Raw genomic sequence first — 20,044 nt, forward strand, 5'->3', positions numbered from 1 at the left:
ACGAGTCTGAGGCATTGGGCCGTCAGTCGCAGCAACAACCAGGATCGCGCCGTCCATCTGCGCAGCACCGGTGATCATGTTTTTAACATAGTCGGCGTGGCCTGGGCAGTCTACGTGTGCGTAGTGGCGAGTCGGGGTGTCGTACTCAACGTGAGAGGTGTTGATGGTGATACCACGAGCTTTTTCTTCTGGTGCGTTATCGATCTGGTCGAATGCGCGAGCAGAACCACCGTAGGTTTTTGCCAGAACGGTAGTGATTGCAGCGGTCAGCGTTGTTTTACCATGGTCAACGTGGCCGATAGTACCGACGTTAACGTGCGGTTTTGTACGTTCAAACTTTTCTTTAGACATCGATTGTCCCTCTAAGACACGGATAAATCGGTGATATCACCACATCAACCAGGCGAAATGCCTGAATTGTTGAATACAGTAAAATTGAAACAGAGAGAAACGGGAAGGAGAAGTGAAGTGGTGCTGATACCCAGAGTCGAACTGGGGACCTCACCCTTACCAAGGGTGCGCTCTACCAACTGAGCCATATCAGCACGTATTGGAGCGGGCAGCGGGAATCGAACCCGCATCATCAGCTTGGAAGGCTGAGGTAATAGCCATTATACGATGCCCGCATCCTGAAACTCGGCTACCCAGTTCTTTCTGTAACAAAAAAAGAGATTTCTCTCTTTTTCAGTTTGAGCTGGCTAATTTTTCCAACCAGCTCCGGCGGCATTTACGCTGCCAGAAAGTGGTGGTGGGGGAAGGATTCGAACCTTCGAAGTCGATGACGGCAGATTTACAGTCTGCTCCCTTTGGCCGCTCGGGAACCCCACCGGACTTGATGGTGCCGACTACCGGAATCGAACTGGTGACCTACTGATTACAAGTCAGTTGCTCTACCTACTGAGCTAAGTCGGCATCAAGTAGCGCGCATTCTATGGATACCTGCGCGGTCATGCAACTAAAAATTTGCATAAAACGTTCTTTCGCTCACATTTTATGCGAACGAAGCGCTAAGCGCTGTAAAAGTAGTCATTGTGGGTCAAATAATCAACATGCACGCGTGATTTACACCGTATACACCATAGCGTGACGGCTTCCGCGTAACGCAGCGCTATCCATCTTTTTTCTTATTATTCCTGCCATCTGGTGTTAACCTCCTGCCCATTGTCCAAAATTAACTGTGTGATGAGCCACGATCCGGCAGTATAGCGCTGGCTCACTGAAGCATGCTTATGAGCAAAAAAGAGCAAACGTTAATGACGCCTTATCTTCACTTTAACCGCAGCCAGTGGGCTGCCCTGCGTGATTCCGTCCCTATGACGCTGACGGAAGGTGAAATCGCACGGTTAAAAGGGATAAACGAAGATCTGTCCCTGGAAGAGGTGGCAGAAATTTATCTCCCCCTCTCTCGCTTGCTTAACTTCTATATCAGCTCGAACCTGCGCCGCCAGGCTGTGCTGGAGCAGTTTCTCGGGACGAACGGTCAACGCATTCCTTATATCATTAGTATCGCAGGCAGCGTGGCCGTGGGTAAAAGTACCACCGCGCGTGTCCTGCAGGCGCTGTTGAGCCGCTGGCCGGAACACCGCAGCGTGGAACTGATCACCACCGACGGCTTCCTGCACCCGAACGAAGTGTTAAAAGAACGCGGGCTGATGAAGAAGAAGGGCTTCCCGCTCTCTTATGATATGCACCGTCTGGTGAAATTTGTCTCTGACCTGAAATCCGGCGTGCCGCACGTGACTGCGCCAGTCTATTCGCATCTGATCTACGATCGCATCCCGGGTGGGGATAAAACGGTGGTCCAGCCGGACATCCTGATTCTGGAAGGTCTGAACGTACTGCAAAGCGGGATGGACTATCCTCACGATCCGCATCACGTATTCGTCTCGGATTTCGTCGATTTCTCTATCTATGTCGATGCGCCGGAAGACCTGCTGCAGAACTGGTACATCAACCGTTTCCTGAAGTTCCGCGAAGGGGCATTCACCGACCCGGACTCCTATTTCCACCATTACGCCCAGCTTTCTGAAGAAGAAGCGATCAATGTGGCAACGGGGCTGTGGAATGAGATCAACTACGTGAACCTCAAAGAGAACATCCTGCCGACGCGCGAGCGCGCGAGCCTGATCCTCACCAAGAGCGAGAAGCACGCCGTAGACCAGATTCGCCTGCGGAAATAATCAAGCAGACATAAAAAAACCGGCTTAGCGCCGGTTTTTTCGTTATGCCTGTGGCTTCTCGCCATTTTCATCCTGATCGACCGCGAAGCAGGCAACCAACTGGCCGCCATAATCCTTCAGCTGCGGCTGGAGCTGGGTGCACGGGCCGAAGCGACGACTGCAGCGGGCGTTGAATGCACATCCCGGCGGTGGATTCAGCGGACTTGGCAGTTCGCCCGTCAGCTTAATACGCTCGCGACGATCGTCCGGGTTGAGACGCGGCGTCGCAGACAGCAGCGCCTGGGTGTACGGATGGCGAGGGTTATTAAAGATCTGGTCTTTGGTCCCCTTCTCCACGCAGCGCCCCAGGTACATCACCATTACCTCATCAGCAATATGCTCCACCACCGACAGGTCGTGGGAGATGAACACGTAAGACAGCCCCAGCTCCTGCTGGAGATCCATCATCAGGTTCAGTACCTGCGCACGTACGGATACGTCGAGCGCGGAGACCGGCTCATCGGCAATCACCACGTCCGGATCGAGCATCAGCCCGCGAGCAATCGCGATACGCTGACGCTGGCCGCCGGAGAACATGTGCGGATAGCGATCGTAATGCTCGGTTTTGAGGCCGACCTTCGCCATCATCGCCAGCGCTTTTTCGCGACGCTGCTCCTTACTCAGATTACTGTTGATCAGCAGCGGCTCTTCCAGAATCTGTCCGACTTTTTTACGCGGGTTCAAAGAACCATACGGGTTCTGGAACACAATCTGGATTTTCTGGCGGCGCAGCTTCTGCGCCTGCGGATCGTGCTTGAGCAGATCCTGCCCCTGATAATAAAGCTCCCCGCCAGTCGGCACTTCAATCATCGTCAGCAGACGGCCCAGCGTGGATTTGCCGCAGCCTGACTCCCCCACCACCGCCAGCGTTTTACCGCGTTCGAGGTTAAAAGAGACGCCGTCCAGCGCTTTCACCAGGCGTTCAGGGGCAAACAATCCCTTCTTCACCGGGTAGTATTTTTTCAGATCGATGGCCTGCAACAGCGGTTGTTGCGTGGTGGCCTGTTGCGTACTCATAGTGTTGGCCTCCCGGCATCATCGAGTGGGTAGTGGCATTTCGACTGACGACCGTCAGCCAGCTGGTTCAGCTCTGGCTCTTCTGCCCGGCATTTGTCCGTCGCATACGGGCAGCGCGGATTGAGCAGACAGCCCTGCGGACGGTCATATTTACCCGGTACCACACCCGGCAGCGACGCCAGACGCGCTTTATCCTGAGCAAACTCCGGCAGCGCGCGTAAAAGCGCCTGGGTATACGGGTGACGCGGCGCGCGGAAGATATCGTGCGAATTTCCGGTCTCGACCACCTGCCCGGCATACATCACGATGATTTTGTGCGCGGCTTCGGCCACCAGCGCCAGATCGTGCGTAATCAGCACCAGCGCCATATTCTCTTTCTGCTGCAGCTCCAGCAGCAGCTCGATGATTTGTGCCTGGATGGTCACATCCAGCGCCGTCGTCGGTTCATCCGCAATCAGCAGTTTTGGTCGACAGGCAATCGCCATCGCGATCATCACGCGCTGGCTCATCCCGCCTGAGAGCTGGTGCGGGTAAACGTCCAGACGTGATGCCGGGTCCGGAATACCCACCTGATTCAGCAGATCGATCGCGCGCTGACGACGGGTTTTCTTATTCCCGCCCTGATGCACCTTAATCGCTTCCATAATCTGGAAACCGACGGTGTAGCACGGGTTCAGGCTGGTCATCGGATCCTGGAAAATCATCGCCACTTCCGCGCCCACCAGCTGGCGGCGCTGTTTTTCAGAAATGCGCTTCAGGTCCTGACCGTTGAACTGCAGGTTTTCCGCCATTACGCGGCCCGGGTAATCAATCAGCCCCATGATCGCCAGTGAGCTCACTGACTTACCTGAACCGGACTCCCCGACGATACCAACCACTTCGCCCTGATTTACGCTGTAGCTGATGCGGTCCACGGCGCGAAACGGGGTGCCTTCGTCGCCAAAGTGCACCGATAATTTATCTACATTTAATAACGCCATCTCGTGCCTCTTACTGCTTCAGTTTGGGATCAAGCGCATCACGCAGGCCATCACCCATCAGGTTAAATGCCAGCACCGTCAGCAGGATTGCCAGACCCGGGAAGGTGACAACCCACCAGGCGCTTTGTGCGAACTGCAACACGTCGGAGAGCATGGTGCCCCACTCCGGTGTTGGCGGCTGCGCACCCATGCCCAGGAAGCCAAGAGCGGCCATATCAAGAATGGCGTTAGAGAAACCGAGCGACGCCTGAACAATCAGCGGCGCAAGGCAGTTAGGGAAGATATTAACGAACATCTGGCGCATCGCACCGGCACCCGCTACGCGAGACGCGGTGACGTAATCGCGGTTCACTTCCACCAGCACCGCCGCGCGGGTTAAACGCACGTAGTGAGGAAGCGCCACGAAGGTCAGCGCCAGCGCGGCGTTACCGATCGACGGACCGAAGATCGCCACCAGCACCAGCGCCAGCAGCAGGCTTGGCAGCGCCAGCATGATGTCGACGATACGCATGATGATGTTATCAACGATGCCGCCGAAGTAGCCGGCAACCAGGCCGAGTACGACGCCCATGATCAGCGACAGCACAACAACCAGGCAGCCAACCAGCAGCGACAGACGCGCGCCATACATCAGACGCGACAGCACGTCGCGGCCCACATCATCGGTACCCAGCAGGTGCGCCAGGCTGCCGCCATCCTGCCACGCAGGCGGAGCGAGCAGCGCATCGCGGAACTGATCCGCCGGGTTATACGGCGCAAGCACGTTTGCAAACACCGCAATCAGGATCATGATTGCGACATACACCAGCCCCACCACCGCGCCTTTGTTGCGCTTGAAGTAGTGCCAGAACTCCTGCATCGGCGTCATCGGAACCGGTGCAGCAACAACTTTGTTTTCAGAAACCTGTGACATGATGGCCCCTTACTTCTTATGACGAATACGCGGGTTCACCACGCCGTACAGCAAATCGACCAGCAGGTTGACGAGGATAATCATCGTCGCGACCAGCAGTACACCGCCCTGCACTACCGGATAATCACGGCGCTGCAGCGCGTCAATCAGCCAGCGGCCCAGGCCCGGCCAGGAGAAGATGGTTTCGGTCAGGATCGCCCCCGCCAGCAACGTCCCCACCTGGAGACCGATAACGGTCACAACCGGCAGCATGGCGTTACGCAGCGCATGGACGATAATGACGCGCATACGCGTCAGGCCCTTGGCGCGGGCGGTGCGGATGTAATCCTCGCCCAGCACTTCCAGCATCGATGAACGGGTCATACGTACGATCACCGCCAGAGGAATGGTGCCCAGCACCATGGCAGGCAGGATCATATGCGCGACGGCATCCATGAAGTTGCCCTCTTCACCCCAGATAGCCGTATCAATCAGCATAAAGCCGGTGAGCGGGTTGGTGTCATCCAGGAAAACCATATCGCTGACGCGCCCGGAGACCGGTGTCAGGTTAAGCTGCACCGAGACCAGCATGATCAGCATCATGCCCCACCAGAAGATAGGCATGGAGTAGCCGGTCAACGCCAGGCCCACGGCGGTATGGTCGAAAATAGAGCCACGCTTGACGGCAGCCAGTACCCCGACAGGAATACCCACCGCAGTGGCGAAAATCATGGCGCAGACGCCAAGCTCCAGTGTCGCTTTAAAACGCGGCACGAACTCGTCCCACACCGGAAGACGGCTTTTCAGCGAAATCCCTAAATCACCGTGCAACACGCCCCAGATATAATGGAGGTACTGCTGCCACATCGGCTTATCGAGACCGAGTTCCGCCAGCAGCTGTGCATGGCGCTCAGGGGAAATACCACGCTCGCCCGCCATAATCATTACCGGGTCGCCGGGGATCATATGGACGAAGGCAAAAGTGAGAAGGGTGATACCGATAAACGTGGGGATAACAAGTCCCAGACGTCGGAGGATGAACTGCAACATAACCCGGATTCTCTCTGATGACGCACGACCAGTGGCGTGACGTCTGTATTGCTCACAAATGTAAATTCCCTCTCCCTTCGGGAGAGGGTTAGGGTGAGGGGATGCATGCACGCCCCTCACCCCTGCCCTCTCCCAGAGGGAGAGGGAGAACACCCTACTTATTATTCAACAGATACGTTTTCGAAGTGGTGTTTGCCCAGTGGATCAACCACGTAGCCTTTCACTTCTTTACGCACTGGCTCGTACACGGTGGAGTGAGCAACAATCAGCGCCGGAGCCTGATCGTGCATAACAACCTGCGCCTGCTTGTACAGTTCAATACGTTTGTTGTGATCGTCGGTCGCACGCGCCGGCTGGATCAGGTCTTCAAACGGCTTGTAGCACCAGCGAGAGTAGTTAGAACCGTCTTTTGCCGCCGCGCAGCTGAACAGGGTGGCGAAGAAGTTGTCCGGATCCCCGTTATCACCGGTCCAGCCCATCATGACTGCCTGGTGCTCACCCGCTTTGGCGCGCTTCAGGTACTCGCCCCACTCGTAGGTCACAATCTTGGCCTGAACGCCAATCTTAGCCCAGTCTGCCTGAACCATTTCTGCCATACGGCGTGCGTTCGGGTTGTACGGACGCTGTACCGGCATCGCCCACAGCTCAACGGTGAAGCCTTTATCCTGGCCCGCTTCTTTCAGCAGCGCTTTCGCTTTCTCAGGATCGTAGCTGTAGTCTTTAACGTCGTCGTTATAGCCCCACATGGTTGGTGGGATCAGGTTTTTGGCTGCAACGCCTGCACCCTGGTAAACCGCCTTGATGATCGCTTCTTTGTTCACCGCGTAGGTCAGCGCCTGACGCACTTTCACGTCATCAAACGGTTTCTTCTCGGTGTTGAAGGAGAGATAGCCCACGTTCAGGCCAGCCTGCTCCAGCAGGTTGATGTTCTTGTCCTGCTTCATGCGGGCGATGTCAGCCGGGTTCGGGTACGGCATCACCTGGCATTCATTTTTCTGCAGTTTTGCGTAACGCACTGACGCATCAGGCGTGATGGAGAAGACCAGGCGGTCGATCTTCGGCTTGGTGCCCCAGTAGCCTTCGAACGCTTTATACAGAATGCGGGAATCTTTCTGGTACTGCAGCAGCTGGAATGGACCGGTACCGATTGGGTTCAGGTCGACTTTCTCCGGCGTACCGGCTTTGAGCATGTTGTCCGCATACTCTTTAGAGAGGATTGAGGCGAAGTCCATGGCCAGGTCAGCCAGGAACGGTGCTTCCGGACGCGTCAGCACGAACTGAACGGTATTATCGTCCACTTTTTTCACTTCAGAGATCAGGTCCGGCAGACCCATCCCTTCGAAGTATTCATAGCTGCCGCCAGACACTTTGTGGTACGGGTTCTGGGCGTTTTTCTGACGGTCGAAGGAGAACACCACGTCGTCGGCGTTAAATTCACGCGTTGGTTTGAACTCTTTGCTGTCCTGCCACTTCACGCCCTGGCGCAGGTGGAAGGTATAGGTTTTACCGTCTTCGCTGACGTCCCACTTCTCGGCCAGACCCGGAATCACTTCCGTGGTACCGGTTTTGAATTCAACCAGACGGTTATAGATCGGTACAGAGCTTGCGTCGTAAGTCGTACCAGAGGTAAAGAGCTGTGGGTTAAAGCCTTCCGGCGAGCCTTCAGAACAGTAAACCAGGGTTTTTGCCTGTACGCTTGCTGCCACGGTCATAGCCACCAGGCTCAGACCAAGCTTCAGCATCCCTGACTTCTTCAAGGAAATACTCATTATTCTGCTCCAATGTGATGTTTTGCTTTGTTGTGTTACGCCGCCAGACCTTTATTTATTTTTTACCCGGTCCGGTCGGTGATGCCCGAAGGCTTTAAAGGGATGGAGAATCCTTTCAGAAGAGCGTTTGAGTTGCAGCGCAGATCGTCCCTGAAATGCCCCTCATGCCCTACAATCTGTCAACAGAATGTGAAAACGTCAATACAGGTGACGGGGATTTACGCTGAGTGTGAGAAACCGCAAACAAAGATTAAAAAAACTATGTACGCCAGTTTTCAGCAGGGAAATTTATGCTACTCGCCATGTTGCAGCACAACTCTCTCCCTATTTCGCCACAATCAGTGATTAACTTTTATTCAGAATGGGTAAATTTTCTTGCAGAATGGTGATTATCTGAGCACTAAATACCGCGAACGTTAAAACGCACAGCGAAAAATGCTGAGGTTATCCATAAGCAACGCGAAAAAAGATCAATCTATATATAAAAAAATACAATGGATTATGTCACAAAATCGTTAACAGGCAGGTGGAAGCAGGTCTAAGGGGCGTTTTGGATACTCTGACGAGATAAGGCCATAATGCAAAAAGGGCTAACCTTACGGTTAGCCCTTTTCAGAATGTGGTCGGCGAGAGAGGATTCGAACCTCCGACCCACTGGTCCCAAACCAGTTGCGCTACCAAGCTGCGCTACTCGCCGAATGCGGAGCGCATCTTACTGCTGAGGTGCGCCCCCGTCAATCCCTTATTTTCAAAAAGCCATTCAACTGGCGATATTCTCGCCAGAGCAGCTACTGCGCGGCTTTTGCGGTGTTATCAGGGAGTTTACACCAGTTGTTGTTTTCGTTAATCCCACCATTCGGTGAGGTATAGCCGAGACAACCCATAATGGTGTCGTACAGCTCAACGTGACGACGCGGCACCTTCATCTCCGCCTCTTTCTTTAGTTGAGCAAACATCTTCGCTTTCTCCGGGTCTTCCAGATACTTGTCAGACATCCACACCATCATCGGTACACGGAACTGCTCCGGCGGTGCCATCTTGCGCGGCGTACCGTGCAGATGCTCATACTCATTGATGGATTCACCGTGGTCCGCCGCATAGAACACAATCGCTTTCTTATCGCGTACCTGGTCAATCACCGAATCAATAAAGTGATCCACATACAGTACGGAGTTGTCGTAGGAGTTGATCAGCTGCGCTTTGGTACAGTCTTTATCCACCCCGACGCACTCAGGCTTCCATTTGGCAAAGTTACGCGGGTAACGTTGGGTGTAGTTAAAGTGCGACCCTTTGGTATGAAGAATAATCAGATGCTTACCATCAGGATTATCGCTCAGGGACAGTTTCATCTCATCAATCAGCAGCATGTCATCGACAGATTTGCCACGGTTACGCGGCTCTGCGCCAATCTGCTCACGGTATGCAATGTTCTGCGCCATGGTATTGCTGTAGAACCACATTTCGCTCTGCATCGCATAGAGGGCAGACGTGAACCCAAGCTGATGCAGCACCGAGAAGACGTTTTGCTCTTTCAGCGTACGCTGCGGGTTGTCGCTCGCCCCGCCCTCGCGCACAAACATACAGCGCAGTGAGAGCTTGGTGGCGGTATCACAAGAATAGCCACGATAGGCAATCAGGTTTTTCTCCTGCGCCAGTTTCGGCGTGGTATCACGGTTATAGCCAAGAATACCCATATGATCCCAGCGCGTGGTTTCTCCGATAATAAAGACGACATAGGTATCGTCGATATCTTTTGGTGCGACGTAGGTAAACTTCTTCACCGGGTTCATCAGCGATTTGTTACCGGAAGATTCATCCACCTGCGCCCACGCATACAGCCCCAGCGCGGAAATCCAGTTAGACGGTAAATACGAGTTCGCCACTACACCGCCGTAGCTTGGCATATCCACGCCTGAGGTACGCTCATCATGCTTTTGCTTCACTTCCAGCAGACGAATTGGTCCCCAGACCATCAAACCGGCCAGCAGGACTATCGCGACGCTTCTGAAACGTTTGCCTGGCGTGCGAATCTGGTGCACTAGCGTGTACCGGCAACGGTTGCTCCAGATGAGCAGCAGCGGTAAGGCACTGACGGCTACCAGCCAGAGAATAAAGTGCAGCCCTACAACCTCTTTAGAGAGGTCGATATCCGTGGTCATCACTGAGGCAATAATGCCGTAGCCAATCACCACGTTCATAAAGGTCATGTAATAGCTGGCACCCGCCGAGCACAGCACGATAAACGTAGCCAGCACTCGCCACACGCGACGGCCAAACAGGGTAAGAATGCGGAATAAAAAGAAGGTGACCAGTACAGCAGCGACCAATTCGACAACCGCTGCAATTCCTTTCCAGACGGTAAAATCATGCGCGTAACCGTCAAACCGACGGATGAAAACTGCGCCATTCATAAACAGGCCGATGTACAACGCCAGCAAAAAGCAGAGCTTTTGTTGTGCCATCGATTTAATGTATTTCATGCAAACTACCCGGAAAAAGGGACGAAATCACCGATCATTTTTGTTTTAAAAATGAATAGGTTAAAGAATCGCTTAAGAAGTCGTTATCGGAAACGTCTACCCGCGTGGTAAGTAGACCACAGGGAAAAGAAAAAGTGGCAGCAGAGTGTGTGATCGGTACAGATATTTACAAAAAATTAAGAACGAGACGGTTTACCCAGATCATCAGTTTTTACACAAGAAAAAGGCCGGATAACCGGCCTTTTTCATCGTCATTAAGCATGCACCTCTTTGAACACTTCGCGCTGCGGCTGACGAATCGTGGTCGAGAGCGCCAGCGAGATAATCAGCAAGGCAAATATCACGCAGAAGGTCACGTAGAACCCGCCGAAGAGGGAGGCAATCAGCGAGCCGCAGATACTGCCGATCCCGAAGCCCAGATAGATAACGCCGTAGTTTTTCGCGAGATTATTCAGGCCAAAGAACTCGCTTACCAGTGACGGGAAGACGGTGATGGTGCCGCCGAAGTTAAAGGCCACGCAGGCAATCGCCGCGAAGAAGGTGGCTTCATTCAGCGGAGCGAACAGCAGCGCCGCCATACCGACCAGCGAGACCACCTGCCCAATCGTGATCACGCGGATGCGGGCAATTTTGTCAGACAGAATACCAAGGACCAGACGACCCGAGAGGTTAGCAATGGAGATCACGGTCACCGCGTTGGCCGCCGTGGCGGCATCCAGTTTCACCATCCCCTGCGCGATATCTTTCGCCACGCCGATGACATACAGACCGCTCATGCAGGCCGTCAGGAACATCACCGCCAGCATCCAGTACTGTGGCTTACGCATGGACTGCGCGAGGGTAAAGTCGTTCTCCACCACGCCGTTCACGGATTTAACCTCCTGCTGCGGCGCATCTTTCATCAGCGTGGAGCCGAACAGAATCATCACCAGAACAATTGCGCCCCAGATCATAAAGGTTTTTTCGAGGCCAACGGACGCCAGCAGGTGGGCGTCGATAAATTTGAACCCGAGGCTGCCCAAACCGTAAGAACCAATGGCAAACGCGGAGATTAAGCCTTTACGTTCCGGGAACCACTTCACGCAGTTTGACAGCGTCAGCAGGTACCCCGCGCCATCGGCCAGCCCCACCAGCACGCCGGCGCTCAGCCACAGCATCATCAGGTTGCTGGAATGCGCCGTCAGGAAAAAGCCCAGCCCCAGCAGAATGCCGGACGCCATGGTCACGCGCTTCACGCCAAAACGCTCCTGCAGCTTGCCCGCGACGGAAGATGAAATCGCCAGACCCAGGCTCAGCAGACCAAAGGAGAACGCGACCTGGCTGACCGGCGCGCCGAGTTTGTCGGAAAGCGCGCTGTTAAACAGGCTCCAGGTATAGACCGACCCCAGCGCAAACTGGGTGACGATGGTACCAAAGAGCGTGAGCCAGCGCGTGCGGTTATAGGTTGATGTGTTCATGGCAGTTGTCCTGCAAGAGAAATTAAGGAAGTTCGCTGAGGACAACGATAAACAAAACCTTAATACGCCTGGGGTAAAACGGCATGAAATGCAGGCGGAACGGAATGAAATGCCTGGAATCGGGAATGAATGGCCTGTCATGGGAATAAAGCGATAGCCTGTTAGTATCTGCTATCGCTGTAAAGCCCGTGGTTGTTGTATTCGAGATGTTATCGTAACGTTTAAAAAAGTAACAACTCTAGAAATTTGCGCTAACGCCAAGGGTGTATAAAAACTCCTCACCGGTGGAGGTGTGTTCCCCCTGAGCCAGCGACGCATACGCCGCCATGTGCGTATTAAAGGGAATATCCGTTCCCACGGTGACATCCATCCAGCTACCGTTTTGGGCAGGAGCTGGCGTTTGCGGCATGCCAAACTGCGATTTCCACTGATTTTCACCAAACTGCTGGTTGTAGCTGATCTGCGCCCAGGGACGGAGATCGCCGTACTGGGTATTCACGCGCCACCCCAGCGTGCTGACGCTGGCATGCCAGAGCGGGTCGGTGAGTGCCTGCGTCGACGCGCTATCACCAAACTCGTTGATCATCATGGGAGCCGTGCCGTCGTACCGCCACGCCACTACCGGCCCGGTGGTGATACGCGCTGAAACCGGAAAATTCCAGCCCATGCTCATCGCCCCCTCCGTGGTGCCGCCTGACGGAATATTCAGGGCAAGACCTGGCGCGTTTTGCGAAGACTGGATACGCTCCGCCAGAATATCCTCATAACGCGGTTGGTGATCCGCGTCCCATGTATAGCGTTCCGCCATATTATTTTGGGCGTCTGAAACGATATATTCCTGTTGCCAGGCAGACGCTGTATTACAAAAAAACAGGCAGGCTGAAATTCCCACCAGGCCAGAAGCAGCATGGCGACCACTGATTTTTTTTATCATCATCAACGCGACCCCAGAGAGAGCCGAATTCGGCGATATTTGTCGTTATTCAGGAAGACTTTAGAAGGCATTTGGCCCTGTATTAACTATTGTCTTTATACCAGGCACGTCAAGACAGACGGAATGAAATTTTTGCGAAATCAGTATCAATAAGGGAGATGACGGATGGAACGTTGCGGTTGGGTGAGCCAGGATCAGCTTTATATCGACTATCACGATCGGGAATGGGGCGTGCCGGAAACGGATGGCAAAAAACTCTTTGAGATGATCTGCCTGGAGGGCCAGCAGGCGGGGTTATCATGGATTACGGTATTGAAAAAACGCGAAAACTATCGCAACGCCTTTCACCAGTTCGATCCTGTCGCCGTCGCTGCGATGACCGATGAGGACGTTGAGCGACTGGTGCAGGATGCCGGCATCATCCGCCATCGCGGTAAGATCCAGGCCATCATCGGTAACGCACGCGCTTATCTGGCGATGGAGCAAAACGGCGAATCATTTTCAGATTTTGTCTGGACGTTTGTGAACAACGATCCGCAGGTTACCCAGGCCGCCACGCTCGCGGACATCCCGGCCTCCACCCCGGCCTCGGATGCGCTCTCGAAGGCCCTGAAAAAACGCGGCTTTAAGTTTGTCGGCTCCACCATCTGCTACGCCTTTATGCAGGCCTGTGGCCTGGTCAACGACCACGTTACCGGCTGCTTCTGTCATCCGGGAGGCCATCATGATCCGCAAATGGCAAAGTGAAAATACCGCGCCGCTTCTGAGCCTCTGGCTTGAAAGCACCACGGAAGCACATCCGTTTATCGAGCCGGGTTACTGGAAAGAGAACGAGGCCATGGTGCGGGATGTTTACCTGCCTTCAGCCGAAACCTGGGTCTGGGAACAGGATGGCAAACCTTGCGGATTTATCAGCGTGATGCAGTCTCAGTTTGTCGGCGCGCTGTTTGTGGCACCGTCATGCATCGGGAAAGGCATCGGGCGCGCGCTGCTGAACTATGTTCAACAGCGCTTCCCGCACTTAAGCCTGGAGGTGTACCAGAAAAATGTCCGGGCGGTGAACTTCTACCATGCGCAGGGCTTTCGCATTGAAGACAGCGCCTGGCAGGATGACACCCAGCACCCGACCTGGATCATGAGCTGGCAGGCGGATCAAACGCCGTTAAGGTAAGCGCGGGCCCCTGATATTTCTCGACCCAGGCCAGGGCCGTATTCCCAGCGCAACCGTTCCCCAGCTTCGAGCTGGGGAGATCTTTGGTCAGCACGTTAACCGCCCCGTTTTTACAGATACCACCTTCGGCGAGATCAAGGTCAGGCCATGCGCCCTGATGAATGCAGATCACGCCCTGTTTAATCCCGTCGCTCACCACCGCCCCTGCCAGCACCTGCCCACGCGAGTTCCAGACGCGCACCACGTCGCCGTCCGCAATCCCGCGGGCCTGCGCATCGAGGGTATTCAGCGTGATCGGCTCTCGCCCGGCGACCGCATACTGCTCGCGCAGGGAGGTATAGTTAAGCTGGCTGTGCAAACGGTGCGCGGGATGCGCTGACAACACCTGCAGCTGCTCCGGCCGGGCATTACCGTGCCACTCGTCCGGCTCAAGCCACATAGGGTGTGGCGGGCAGTCGGCATAACCAAAGCTGGCGATGCGCTCGCTGTGGATCACAATCTTTCCGCTCTCGGTTTTCAGCGGGTGGTTCTCGGGGTCGCGGCGGAAATCGGCAAAACGGACAAACTTCGCGTTCTGTTCACTCTCCGGCATCTCGACGATCTGGTTCGCCTCCCAGAACTCAGCAAAGGGCGGAAGCGTCACGCCCTGCGCCGCGCCGCGCTGTCCGGCAATCTGGTAGAAGGTCTCCAGCCATTGCAGATCGCTTTTCCCTTCGGTAAAACGCGCGCGACCGCCCGCTTCCCACAGCTCGCTCAGTTCAGCAAACACGTCAAAATCATCACGTGCTTCATCTCGCGGGGCCACTACGCGCTTCATCGGGACCATATGCTGGTTGCTGTAGTCGCCGGTCATGGTGAGATCGTTACGCTCAAACGAGGTGGTCGCCGGGAGCACGATGTCGGCGTGTTTGGCCGAGCCGGTCCAGAAGCACTCGGAAATCACCACCAGCTCCGGCTTTTGCCAGGCGCGGATCAGGCGGTTGGTATCCTGATGGTGCGTGAAGTTCGACCCGCCCGCCCACCAGACAAATTTAATATCCGGGAAGTGGCGGTCGAGACCATTGTGCTGATAAAAACCGCCCGGATTCTCCAGGGCCTCAACAATACGCGCCACCGGAATTTTATCCACCGCATCCACGCCGCCCTGCACCGAGCCTTGCAGAGACGCCAGCACCGCCGCTTTACGCGTGGGGTTACCGCCATTGGCAAAATGATAGGAGAGACCAAAACCGCCGCCCGGCGTACCGATCTGCCCAAGCATCGCGGCAAGGGTCACCAGCATCCAGTGTTTCTGCTCACCAAACTGCTGGCGCTGCATCCCCCAACCGGACATTAACATCGTGGTGTTTTTATGGAACAATGCCGCCAGTTCGCGGAGCTTCTCTGCAGAAACGCCACAAATCGCTGCTGCCCACGCTGCCGTTTTCGCCACCCCATCGGACTGGCCCGTCAGGTAGTCGGCGAATTTATCGAAGCCGGTGGTACAGCGCGTCAGGAATTCGACATCGTGCCAGCCGTTTTCGACCAGCGTATGGGCGATACCCAGCATCATTGCCACGTCGGTGCCCATATGGGGGGCAATCCACTCGGCGCTGTCGGCGAAGAAATCCATGGTTTCAGAGCGCATGGGGTCAATGCAGATGATGCGCTTGCCACTTTTGCGCAGCGCGTCGAAATATCCAATGCCCTGCTCGTCGCTGGCATTCCAGGCAATTTTCAATGTGTTAAGGGGGTTAGCGCTCCAGAGCACGACCACATCGGTATGCTCCAGCACCAGCGGCCAGCTGGTCTGCTGCTGGTATACTTCGTTCCCTCCCACGACGTACGGCATGATCGCCTGCGCCGCACCGGTGGAGTAATCCCCCAGATGACCGGTATAGCCTCCCGCCAGGCTCATATAGCGCTGCAGCAGCGTTGAAGCCTTATGCAGAACCCCGTTAGAACGCCAGCCGTAGGACCCGGCGAAAATGGACGACGGACCGTAACTGTCGCGAATGCGCTTGTGCTGGGCGTGGATAAGCGCCAGCGCGTCATCCCAGCTCACGCGAACAAACTCATCCTGACCGCGAACTCCCTGCGGCTTATCCGGCGAGGCCAGAAAACCTTTACGCACCATCGGCCAGCGCACACGCGTTTTGCTATGCACCTGATCGCGAACGACGGTCTGTAACGAGTTGGGATGTTGGGTTGGCAGTGCCCCGCGGGACGACAGAACATTTTCGCCATCAGTTTCGACCAGCATCGGTCCCCAGTGGGCGGCGGTCAGAATGGTTTTCGTTGAGGTGCTCAAGCGTGCGCTCCTGGTTGCGTGCAGGTTTTACGGCCTTCTTGCTGAGGCAGTTTATGGTTTGTCACAAATTTCAGAGTTATACCCGGAATTTTCTCCGTATCTGGACGTCATAATCAACTGCCACGCTCGCCGTGGCAAAGAATAAAAAGGATTAAGGAAAGAAGATGAAAAAACGCGTACTCGTTATTGCCGCTCTGGTGAGCGGTGCCCTGGCTGTTTCTGGCTGCACAACCAACCCTTACACCGGTGAACGCGAAGCGGGTAAATCCGGCATTGGCGCAGGTATCGGCTCGCTAGTCGGCGCAGGCGTTGGGGCGCTCTCCTCCTCCAAGAAAGACCGCGGCAAAGGCGCGCTGATTGGCGCAGCGGCAGGCGCAGCGCTTGGCGGCGGCGTAGGCTATTACATGGACGTGCAGGAAGCGAAGCTGCGCGACAAAATGAAGGGAACCGGCGTGAGCGTGACGCGCAGCGGCGATAACATCATCCTGAACATGCCGAACAACGTGACCTTCGACAGCAGCAGCGCAACGCTGAAACCGGCGGGTGCGAATACCCTGACCGGCGTGGCGATGGTGCTGAAAGAGTACAACAAGACCGCTGTAAACGTGATGGGCTACACCGACAGCACCGGCAGCCAGGATCTGAACATGCGTCTGTCCCAGCAGCGCGCCGATGCCGTGGCCAGCTCGCTGATCACCCAGGGCGTTGAAGCGAACCGCATCCGCACCAGCGGCATGGGCCCTGCCAACCCTATCGCCAGCAACAGCACGGCGGAAGGCAAAGCGCAGAACCGCCGCGTTGAGATTACGTTAAGCCCAATTCAGTAATCGCATTTCCCCCTCTCCCCGTGGGAGAGGGTTGGGGTGAGGGCACCAGACCGCACCCCAGGTAAGCGCAGCGCCACCGGGCAAATTACTTGATTCGTCCGATTTTCCCGCTAAGGTATTCTCACTAAATTCAGGGAAATCAGCGATGAGCAAACCAGCCCGGGCCACCATCAGCGACGTGGCGAAAGCCGCCAAAACCGGTAAAACCAGCATTTCGCGCTACCTCAATGGCGAGAAACACCTGTTGTCCGACGCATTGCTGGCGCGTATTGAACAAGCCATTGCCGATCTCGACTATCGTCCCAGCCTCATGGCGCGCGGGCTTAAACGCGGTCGCACCCGCCTTATCGGGCTTATCATCGCCGATATCACCAACCCCTATTCCGTGAACGTGCTTAGCGGTATTGAAGCCGCCTGTCGTGAGAAGGGTTTCACGCCGCTGGTCTGTAATACCAACAACGAAGTCGATCAGGAGCTGCATTACCTCGACCTGCTGCGCAGCTATCAGGTGGAAGGGATCGTGGTTAACGCGGTGGGCATGCGCGAAGAGGGGTTAAACCGCCTGCAGCAATCCTCCCTGCCGATGGTCCTTATCGACCGTAAAATCCCGGAATTTGCCTGCGATGTGGTCGGGCTGGATAACACCCAGGCCGCCACGACCGCCACCGAACATCTGATTGAGCAGGGCTTCGAGGCCATTCTGTTTCTGAGTGAACCGCTGGGGATGGTCAACACCCGTCGCGAGCGCCTGAGCGCATTTCGCGCCACGCTGGAGCGATATCCCGGCGTGATAGCCGAAAATGCCGAAACGCCGCTTCACGAAGCGGGGCAGCTCGACAACACCCTGCGTCAGTTCCACACGCGCCATCGCGGGATGCGCAAAGCCGTTATCTCCGCCAACGGGGCGCTGACGCTCCAGGTCGCCCGCTCGCTCAAGCGTATTGGCCTGCACTGGGGCAGCGATATCGGTCTGCTGGGGTTTGATGAGCTGGAGTGGGCGGAGCTGGCCGGCGTCGGCATTACGACACTCAAACAACCCACCTGGCAGATTGGCTATGCTGCTGTTGAACAAGTGGTTCGTCGTATTGAAGGCACCAGCGATGCCGTTCGCGAGCAGGTCTTCTCCGGCGAGTTGATCGTTCGCGGCTCCACCGCGCGTTAAATTTCCCTTGTGATAGCGATCATAAATTCAACATCCTGACCTTTTCTTTGGAACCGGTTCCATCTAGCGTAATAGTATTGATATGTTGCGATGGAGTCCGAAGATGGGCAGGAAAATTATGGTGGTCACCGCCGCGTACGGTGCGGAACAGGTGCGACAGGCGGGCGGTCAGCGGGCGATGCTGCCCGTAATTGCAGGCGCAGGGGCAGACGGCGTGGAGATCCGCCGGGAACTGTTCAGCAGCGACGAGCTGCTGGCGCTGCCGGCGCTGGGAGAATCCATTGAGCTGCTCGGCCTGCTGGCGTGCTACTCCGCCCCCGCCGCCCTGTTTATGCCCGACGGCACCCTCAACCCGGACCTGACCCGCTATCTCTCTGAGGCCAGCACCCTGAACGCCCTGTGGCTGAAGGTTTCCCTTGGCCATTTCCGCGACGCGCAGCCTCTCGACGCCCTGCGTAGCCTGCTGAACGCAAGCGGCATGGTGCTGGTCGTGGAGAACGATCAGACCGACTGCGGACAGCTCGCCCCCATGCAGCGCTTCCAGGCCGCCTGCCGGGAAATGGCGCTCCCCGTCACGCTGACCTTCGACATGGGCAACTGGCTGTGGGTTGGCGATTCGCCTGAAGAAGCCGCACGTCATCTGGCCCCTGCGGTGAGCTATATCCACGTTAAAGCCGCCGTGCCGCATAAAGATAACTTCCGCGCCGTGGCACCGGACCACGCCGATGCGCGCTGGCTGGATCTGCTCGGGCAGCTGCCTGCCGATGCCCCACGCGGGATCGAGTTCCCGCTGGAAGGGACGGATTTAACCGCGGTTACCCGCCATTACGTCAACCTGCTGCGCGAGGAGTAAATCATGCACAAGACGCTGGATGTCATCACGATCGGCGAAGCCATGGCGATGTTTGTCGCCACTGAAACGGGCGAACTGAGCGCGGTAGAGCACTTTATCAAGCGCGTCGCAGGCGCAGAGCTGAACGTCGCGACCGGCCTGGCACGTCTCGGCCTGAACGTGGGCTGGGTCAGCCGCGTGGGGGATGACAGCTTTGGCCATTTCGTTCTCGATTCGCTGAAAAAAGAGGGTATCGATGCTGCAGGCGTGACCCTCGACGGACGCTTCCCTACCGGGTTTCAGCTTAAATCCAAGGTCGAAAATGGAACCGATCCCATTGTGGAGTATTTCCGCAAAGGATCGGCCGCAAGCCACCTCTCTGTTGCGGATTACCACGCAGACTATTTCGCCTCCGCGCGCCACCTGCACCTGAGCGGCGTGGCGGCAGCGCTCTCTGCCAGCTCGTATGAACTGTTGGATCATGCGGTAGCCACTCTGAAAGCCCAGGGAAAAACGATCTCGTTCGATCCTAACCTGCGTCCGGTGCTGTGGAAAAGCGAAGCGGAAATGGTCGAGAAACTGAACCGTCTGGCGTTCAGAGCGGACTGGGTTCTGCCGGGGCTGAAAGAAGGGATGATCCTGACGGGTGAAAATACACCGGAAGGCATTGCTGATTTCTATCTGAATAAAGGGGTAAAAGCGGTAGTGCTGAAGACGGGTGCCGATGGCGCATGGTTCAAGACGGCCAACGGCGAACAGGGCGCGGTCGCGGCGGTGAAGGTTGAGAACGTTGTCGACACGGTCGGCGCGGGCGACGGTTTTGCCGTTGGCGTAATTAGCGCCCTGCTGGAAGGCAAAACGCTGCAGCAGGCCGTCGCGCGGGGCAACAAGATTGGCTCGCTGGCCATTCAGGTGCAGGGCGACAGCGAAGGATTACCCACCCGAGCACAGCTCGGAGTATGAA

17 protein-coding genes and 5 tRNA genes are annotated in these 20,044 nt (G+C 55.9%); 7 read left to right on the plus strand and 15 right to left on the minus strand.

The window, feature by feature from the left end; genetic code table 11:
* From AC0TNG_RS02080 to AC0TNG_RS02100, 5 genes are all read right to left on the minus strand, one after another.
* On the minus strand, positions 1-351 hold a 351-nt coding region (locus tag AC0TNG_RS02080), incomplete at its 3' end, for a GTP-binding protein (RefSeq protein ID WP_171048787.1).
* A gap of 118 nt (positions 352-469) precedes the next feature.
* Positions 470-545, minus strand: a tRNA-Thr gene (locus tag AC0TNG_RS02085).
* A 6-nt stretch (positions 546-551) separates the two neighbouring features.
* A tRNA-Gly gene (locus AC0TNG_RS02090) sits at positions 552-626 on the minus strand.
* Positions 627-743: 117 nt separating this feature from the next.
* Positions 744-828, minus strand: a tRNA-Tyr gene (locus AC0TNG_RS02095).
* An 8-nt stretch (positions 829-836) separates the two neighbouring features.
* A tRNA-Thr gene (locus tag AC0TNG_RS02100) sits at positions 837-912 on the minus strand.
* 317 nt (positions 913-1,229) lie between these two features.
* On the opposite strand from AC0TNG_RS02100, the gene coaA reads away from it, so the two are divergent.
* Positions 1,230-2,180 (plus strand): type I pantothenate kinase, encoded by a 951-nt coding sequence (coaA, locus tag AC0TNG_RS02105; RefSeq protein WP_021242480.1) that lies wholly within the window; start codon positions 1,230-1,232, stop codon positions 2,178-2,180.
* A 42-nt stretch (positions 2,181-2,222) separates the two neighbouring features.
* Here coaA and dppF read toward each other — a convergent pair whose 3' ends face one another.
* The 9 genes from dppF to AC0TNG_RS02150 all read right to left on the minus strand — a co-directional run bounded on the left by dppF (position 2,223) and on the right by AC0TNG_RS02150 (position 12,801).
* Positions 2,223-3,236, minus strand: coding sequence for a dipeptide ABC transporter ATP-binding subunit DppF (gene dppF / locus AC0TNG_RS02110; RefSeq protein ID WP_023309965.1), 1,014 nt, complete (start codon positions 3,234-3,236; stop codon positions 2,223-2,225).
* Entirely contained in the window at positions 3,233-4,216 is a 984-nt protein-coding gene (gene dppD / locus AC0TNG_RS02115) for a dipeptide ABC transporter ATP-binding protein (RefSeq protein WP_008502772.1), read from the minus strand. Before dppD ends, dppF begins: the two co-directional genes overlap by 4 nt.
* A 10-nt stretch (positions 4,217-4,226) precedes the next feature.
* Positions 4,227-5,129 carry a dipeptide ABC transporter permease DppC gene (gene dppC / locus AC0TNG_RS02120; protein WP_024909088.1) on the minus strand — a complete coding sequence of 301 codons (903 nt, stop codon included), beginning with the start codon at positions 5,127-5,129 and terminating at the stop codon, positions 4,227-4,229.
* Positions 5,130-5,138: 9 nt separating this feature from the next.
* On the minus strand, positions 5,139-6,158 hold the full coding sequence (gene dppB / locus AC0TNG_RS02125) for a dipeptide ABC transporter permease DppB (RefSeq protein ID WP_024909087.1): 1,020 nt from the start codon (positions 6,156-6,158) through the stop codon (positions 5,139-5,141).
* 161 nt (positions 6,159-6,319) lie between these two features.
* Positions 6,320-7,927 carry a dipeptide ABC transporter periplasmic-binding protein DppA gene (gene dppA / locus AC0TNG_RS02130; protein ID WP_473712713.1) on the minus strand — a complete coding sequence of 536 codons (1,608 nt, stop codon included), beginning with the start codon at positions 7,925-7,927 and terminating at the stop codon, positions 6,320-6,322.
* A gap of 620 nt (positions 7,928-8,547) precedes the next feature.
* Positions 8,548-8,624: transfer RNA gene (locus AC0TNG_RS02135), tRNA-Pro, on the minus strand.
* Between the two features lie 91 nt (positions 8,625-8,715).
* A complete protein-coding gene (eptB, locus tag AC0TNG_RS02140) occupies positions 8,716-10,407 on the minus strand; it encodes a kdo(2)-lipid A phosphoethanolamine 7''-transferase (protein WP_024909086.1) in 1,692 nt (563 codons plus the stop codon).
* 254 nt (positions 10,408-10,661) lie between these two features.
* A complete protein-coding gene (locus tag AC0TNG_RS02145) occupies positions 10,662-11,864 on the minus strand; it encodes an L-lactate MFS transporter (RefSeq protein ID WP_473701891.1) in 1,203 nt (400 codons plus the stop codon).
* A 238-nt stretch (positions 11,865-12,102) separates the two neighbouring features.
* Entirely contained in the window at positions 12,103-12,801 is a 699-nt protein-coding gene (locus tag AC0TNG_RS02150) for an autotransporter domain-containing protein (protein ID WP_420277640.1), read from the minus strand.
* A 162-nt stretch (positions 12,802-12,963) separates the two neighbouring features.
* Here AC0TNG_RS02150 and tag point away from each other — a divergent pair, with 162 nt between their 5' ends.
* Both tag and AC0TNG_RS02160 read left to right on the plus strand, forming a co-directional pair.
* On the plus strand, positions 12,964-13,545 hold the full coding sequence (gene tag, locus AC0TNG_RS02155) for a DNA-3-methyladenine glycosylase I (RefSeq protein WP_032650807.1): 582 nt from the start codon (positions 12,964-12,966) through the stop codon (positions 13,543-13,545).
* Positions 13,523-13,969 (plus strand): N-acetyltransferase, encoded by a 447-nt coding sequence (locus tag AC0TNG_RS02160; RefSeq protein ID WP_024909082.1) that lies wholly within the window; start codon positions 13,523-13,525, stop codon positions 13,967-13,969. Before tag ends, AC0TNG_RS02160 begins: the two co-directional genes overlap by 23 nt.
* Here AC0TNG_RS02160 and AC0TNG_RS02165 read toward each other — a convergent pair.
* Complete coding sequence (locus AC0TNG_RS02165) at positions 13,932-16,211, minus strand: molybdopterin guanine dinucleotide-containing S/N-oxide reductase (RefSeq protein WP_473712736.1); 2,280 nt, start codon at positions 16,209-16,211, stop codon at positions 13,932-13,934. The two genes, AC0TNG_RS02160 and AC0TNG_RS02165, sit on opposite strands and share 38 nt — an antisense overlap.
* Positions 16,212-16,423: 212 nt before the next feature.
* Between AC0TNG_RS02165 and AC0TNG_RS02170 the strand changes: the two genes are divergently transcribed.
* From AC0TNG_RS02170 to AC0TNG_RS02185, 4 genes are all read left to right on the plus strand, one after another.
* Positions 16,424-17,086, plus strand: coding sequence for an OmpA family lipoprotein (locus AC0TNG_RS02170; protein WP_024909080.1), 663 nt, complete (start codon positions 16,424-16,426; stop codon positions 17,084-17,086).
* 145 nt (positions 17,087-17,231) lie between these two features.
* A complete protein-coding gene (locus AC0TNG_RS02175; RefSeq protein WP_008502761.1) occupies positions 17,232-18,248 on the plus strand; it encodes a LacI family DNA-binding transcriptional regulator in 1,017 nt (338 codons plus the stop codon).
* 103 nt (positions 18,249-18,351) lie between these two features.
* Positions 18,352-19,101: a sugar phosphate isomerase/epimerase family protein gene (locus AC0TNG_RS02180; RefSeq protein ID WP_473701892.1), complete on the plus strand. Its 750-nt coding sequence runs from the start codon at positions 18,352-18,354 to the stop codon at positions 19,099-19,101.
* 3 nt (positions 19,102-19,104) lie between these two features.
* Positions 19,105-20,043 carry a sugar kinase gene (locus AC0TNG_RS02185; RefSeq protein ID WP_473712715.1) on the plus strand — a complete coding sequence of 313 codons (939 nt, stop codon included), beginning with the start codon at positions 19,105-19,107 and terminating at the stop codon, positions 20,041-20,043.
* Position 20,044 lies beyond the last annotated feature (1 nt).

Source organism: Enterobacter sp. PL_is514 (genome assembly GCF_055816715.1).

Bases quoted from the DNA above. Each gene is read 5' to 3' on its own strand.
- AC0TNG_RS02160 (WP_024909082.1), top strand. From the start codon at position 13,523: ATGATCCGCAAATGGCAAAGTGAAAATACCGCGCCGCTTCTGAGCCTC.
- eptB (WP_024909086.1), bottom strand. From the start codon at position 10,407: ATGAAATACATTAAATCGATGGCACAACAAAAGCTCTGCTTTTTGCTG.
- tag (WP_032650807.1), top strand. From the start codon at position 12,964: ATGGAACGTTGCGGTTGGGTGAGCCAGGATCAGCTTTATATCGACTAT.
- AC0TNG_RS02145 (WP_473701891.1), bottom strand. From the start codon at position 11,864: ATGAACACATCAACCTATAACCGCACGCGCTGGCTCACGCTCTTTGGT.
- AC0TNG_RS02165 (WP_473712736.1), bottom strand. From the start codon at position 16,211: ATGCTGGTCGAAACTGATGGCGAAAATGTTCTGTCGTCCCGCGGGGCA.
- dppC (WP_024909088.1), bottom strand. From the start codon at position 5,129: ATGTCACAGGTTTCTGAAAACAAAGTTGTTGCTGCACCGGTTCCGATG.
- AC0TNG_RS02150 (WP_420277640.1), bottom strand. From the start codon at position 12,801: ATGATGATAAAAAAAATCAGTGGTCGCCATGCTGCTTCTGGCCTGGTG.
- AC0TNG_RS02180 (WP_473701892.1), top strand. From the start codon at position 18,352: ATGGGCAGGAAAATTATGGTGGTCACCGCCGCGTACGGTGCGGAACAG.
- dppF (WP_023309965.1), bottom strand. From the start codon at position 3,236: ATGAGTACGCAACAGGCCACCACGCAACAACCGCTGTTGCAGGCCATC.
- AC0TNG_RS02185 (WP_473712715.1), top strand. From the start codon at position 19,105: ATGCACAAGACGCTGGATGTCATCACGATCGGCGAAGCCATGGCGATG.
- AC0TNG_RS02175 (WP_008502761.1), top strand. From the start codon at position 17,232: ATGAGCAAACCAGCCCGGGCCACCATCAGCGACGTGGCGAAAGCCGCC.
- dppB (WP_024909087.1), bottom strand. From the start codon at position 6,158: ATGTTGCAGTTCATCCTCCGACGTCTGGGACTTGTTATCCCCACGTTT.
- coaA (WP_021242480.1), top strand. From the start codon at position 1,230: ATGAGCAAAAAAGAGCAAACGTTAATGACGCCTTATCTTCACTTTAAC.
- dppD (WP_008502772.1), bottom strand. From the start codon at position 4,216: ATGGCGTTATTAAATGTAGATAAATTATCGGTGCACTTTGGCGACGAA.
- dppA (WP_473712713.1), bottom strand. From the start codon at position 7,927: ATGAGTATTTCCTTGAAGAAGTCAGGGATGCTGAAGCTTGGTCTGAGC.
- AC0TNG_RS02170 (WP_024909080.1), top strand. From the start codon at position 16,424: ATGAAAAAACGCGTACTCGTTATTGCCGCTCTGGTGAGCGGTGCCCTG.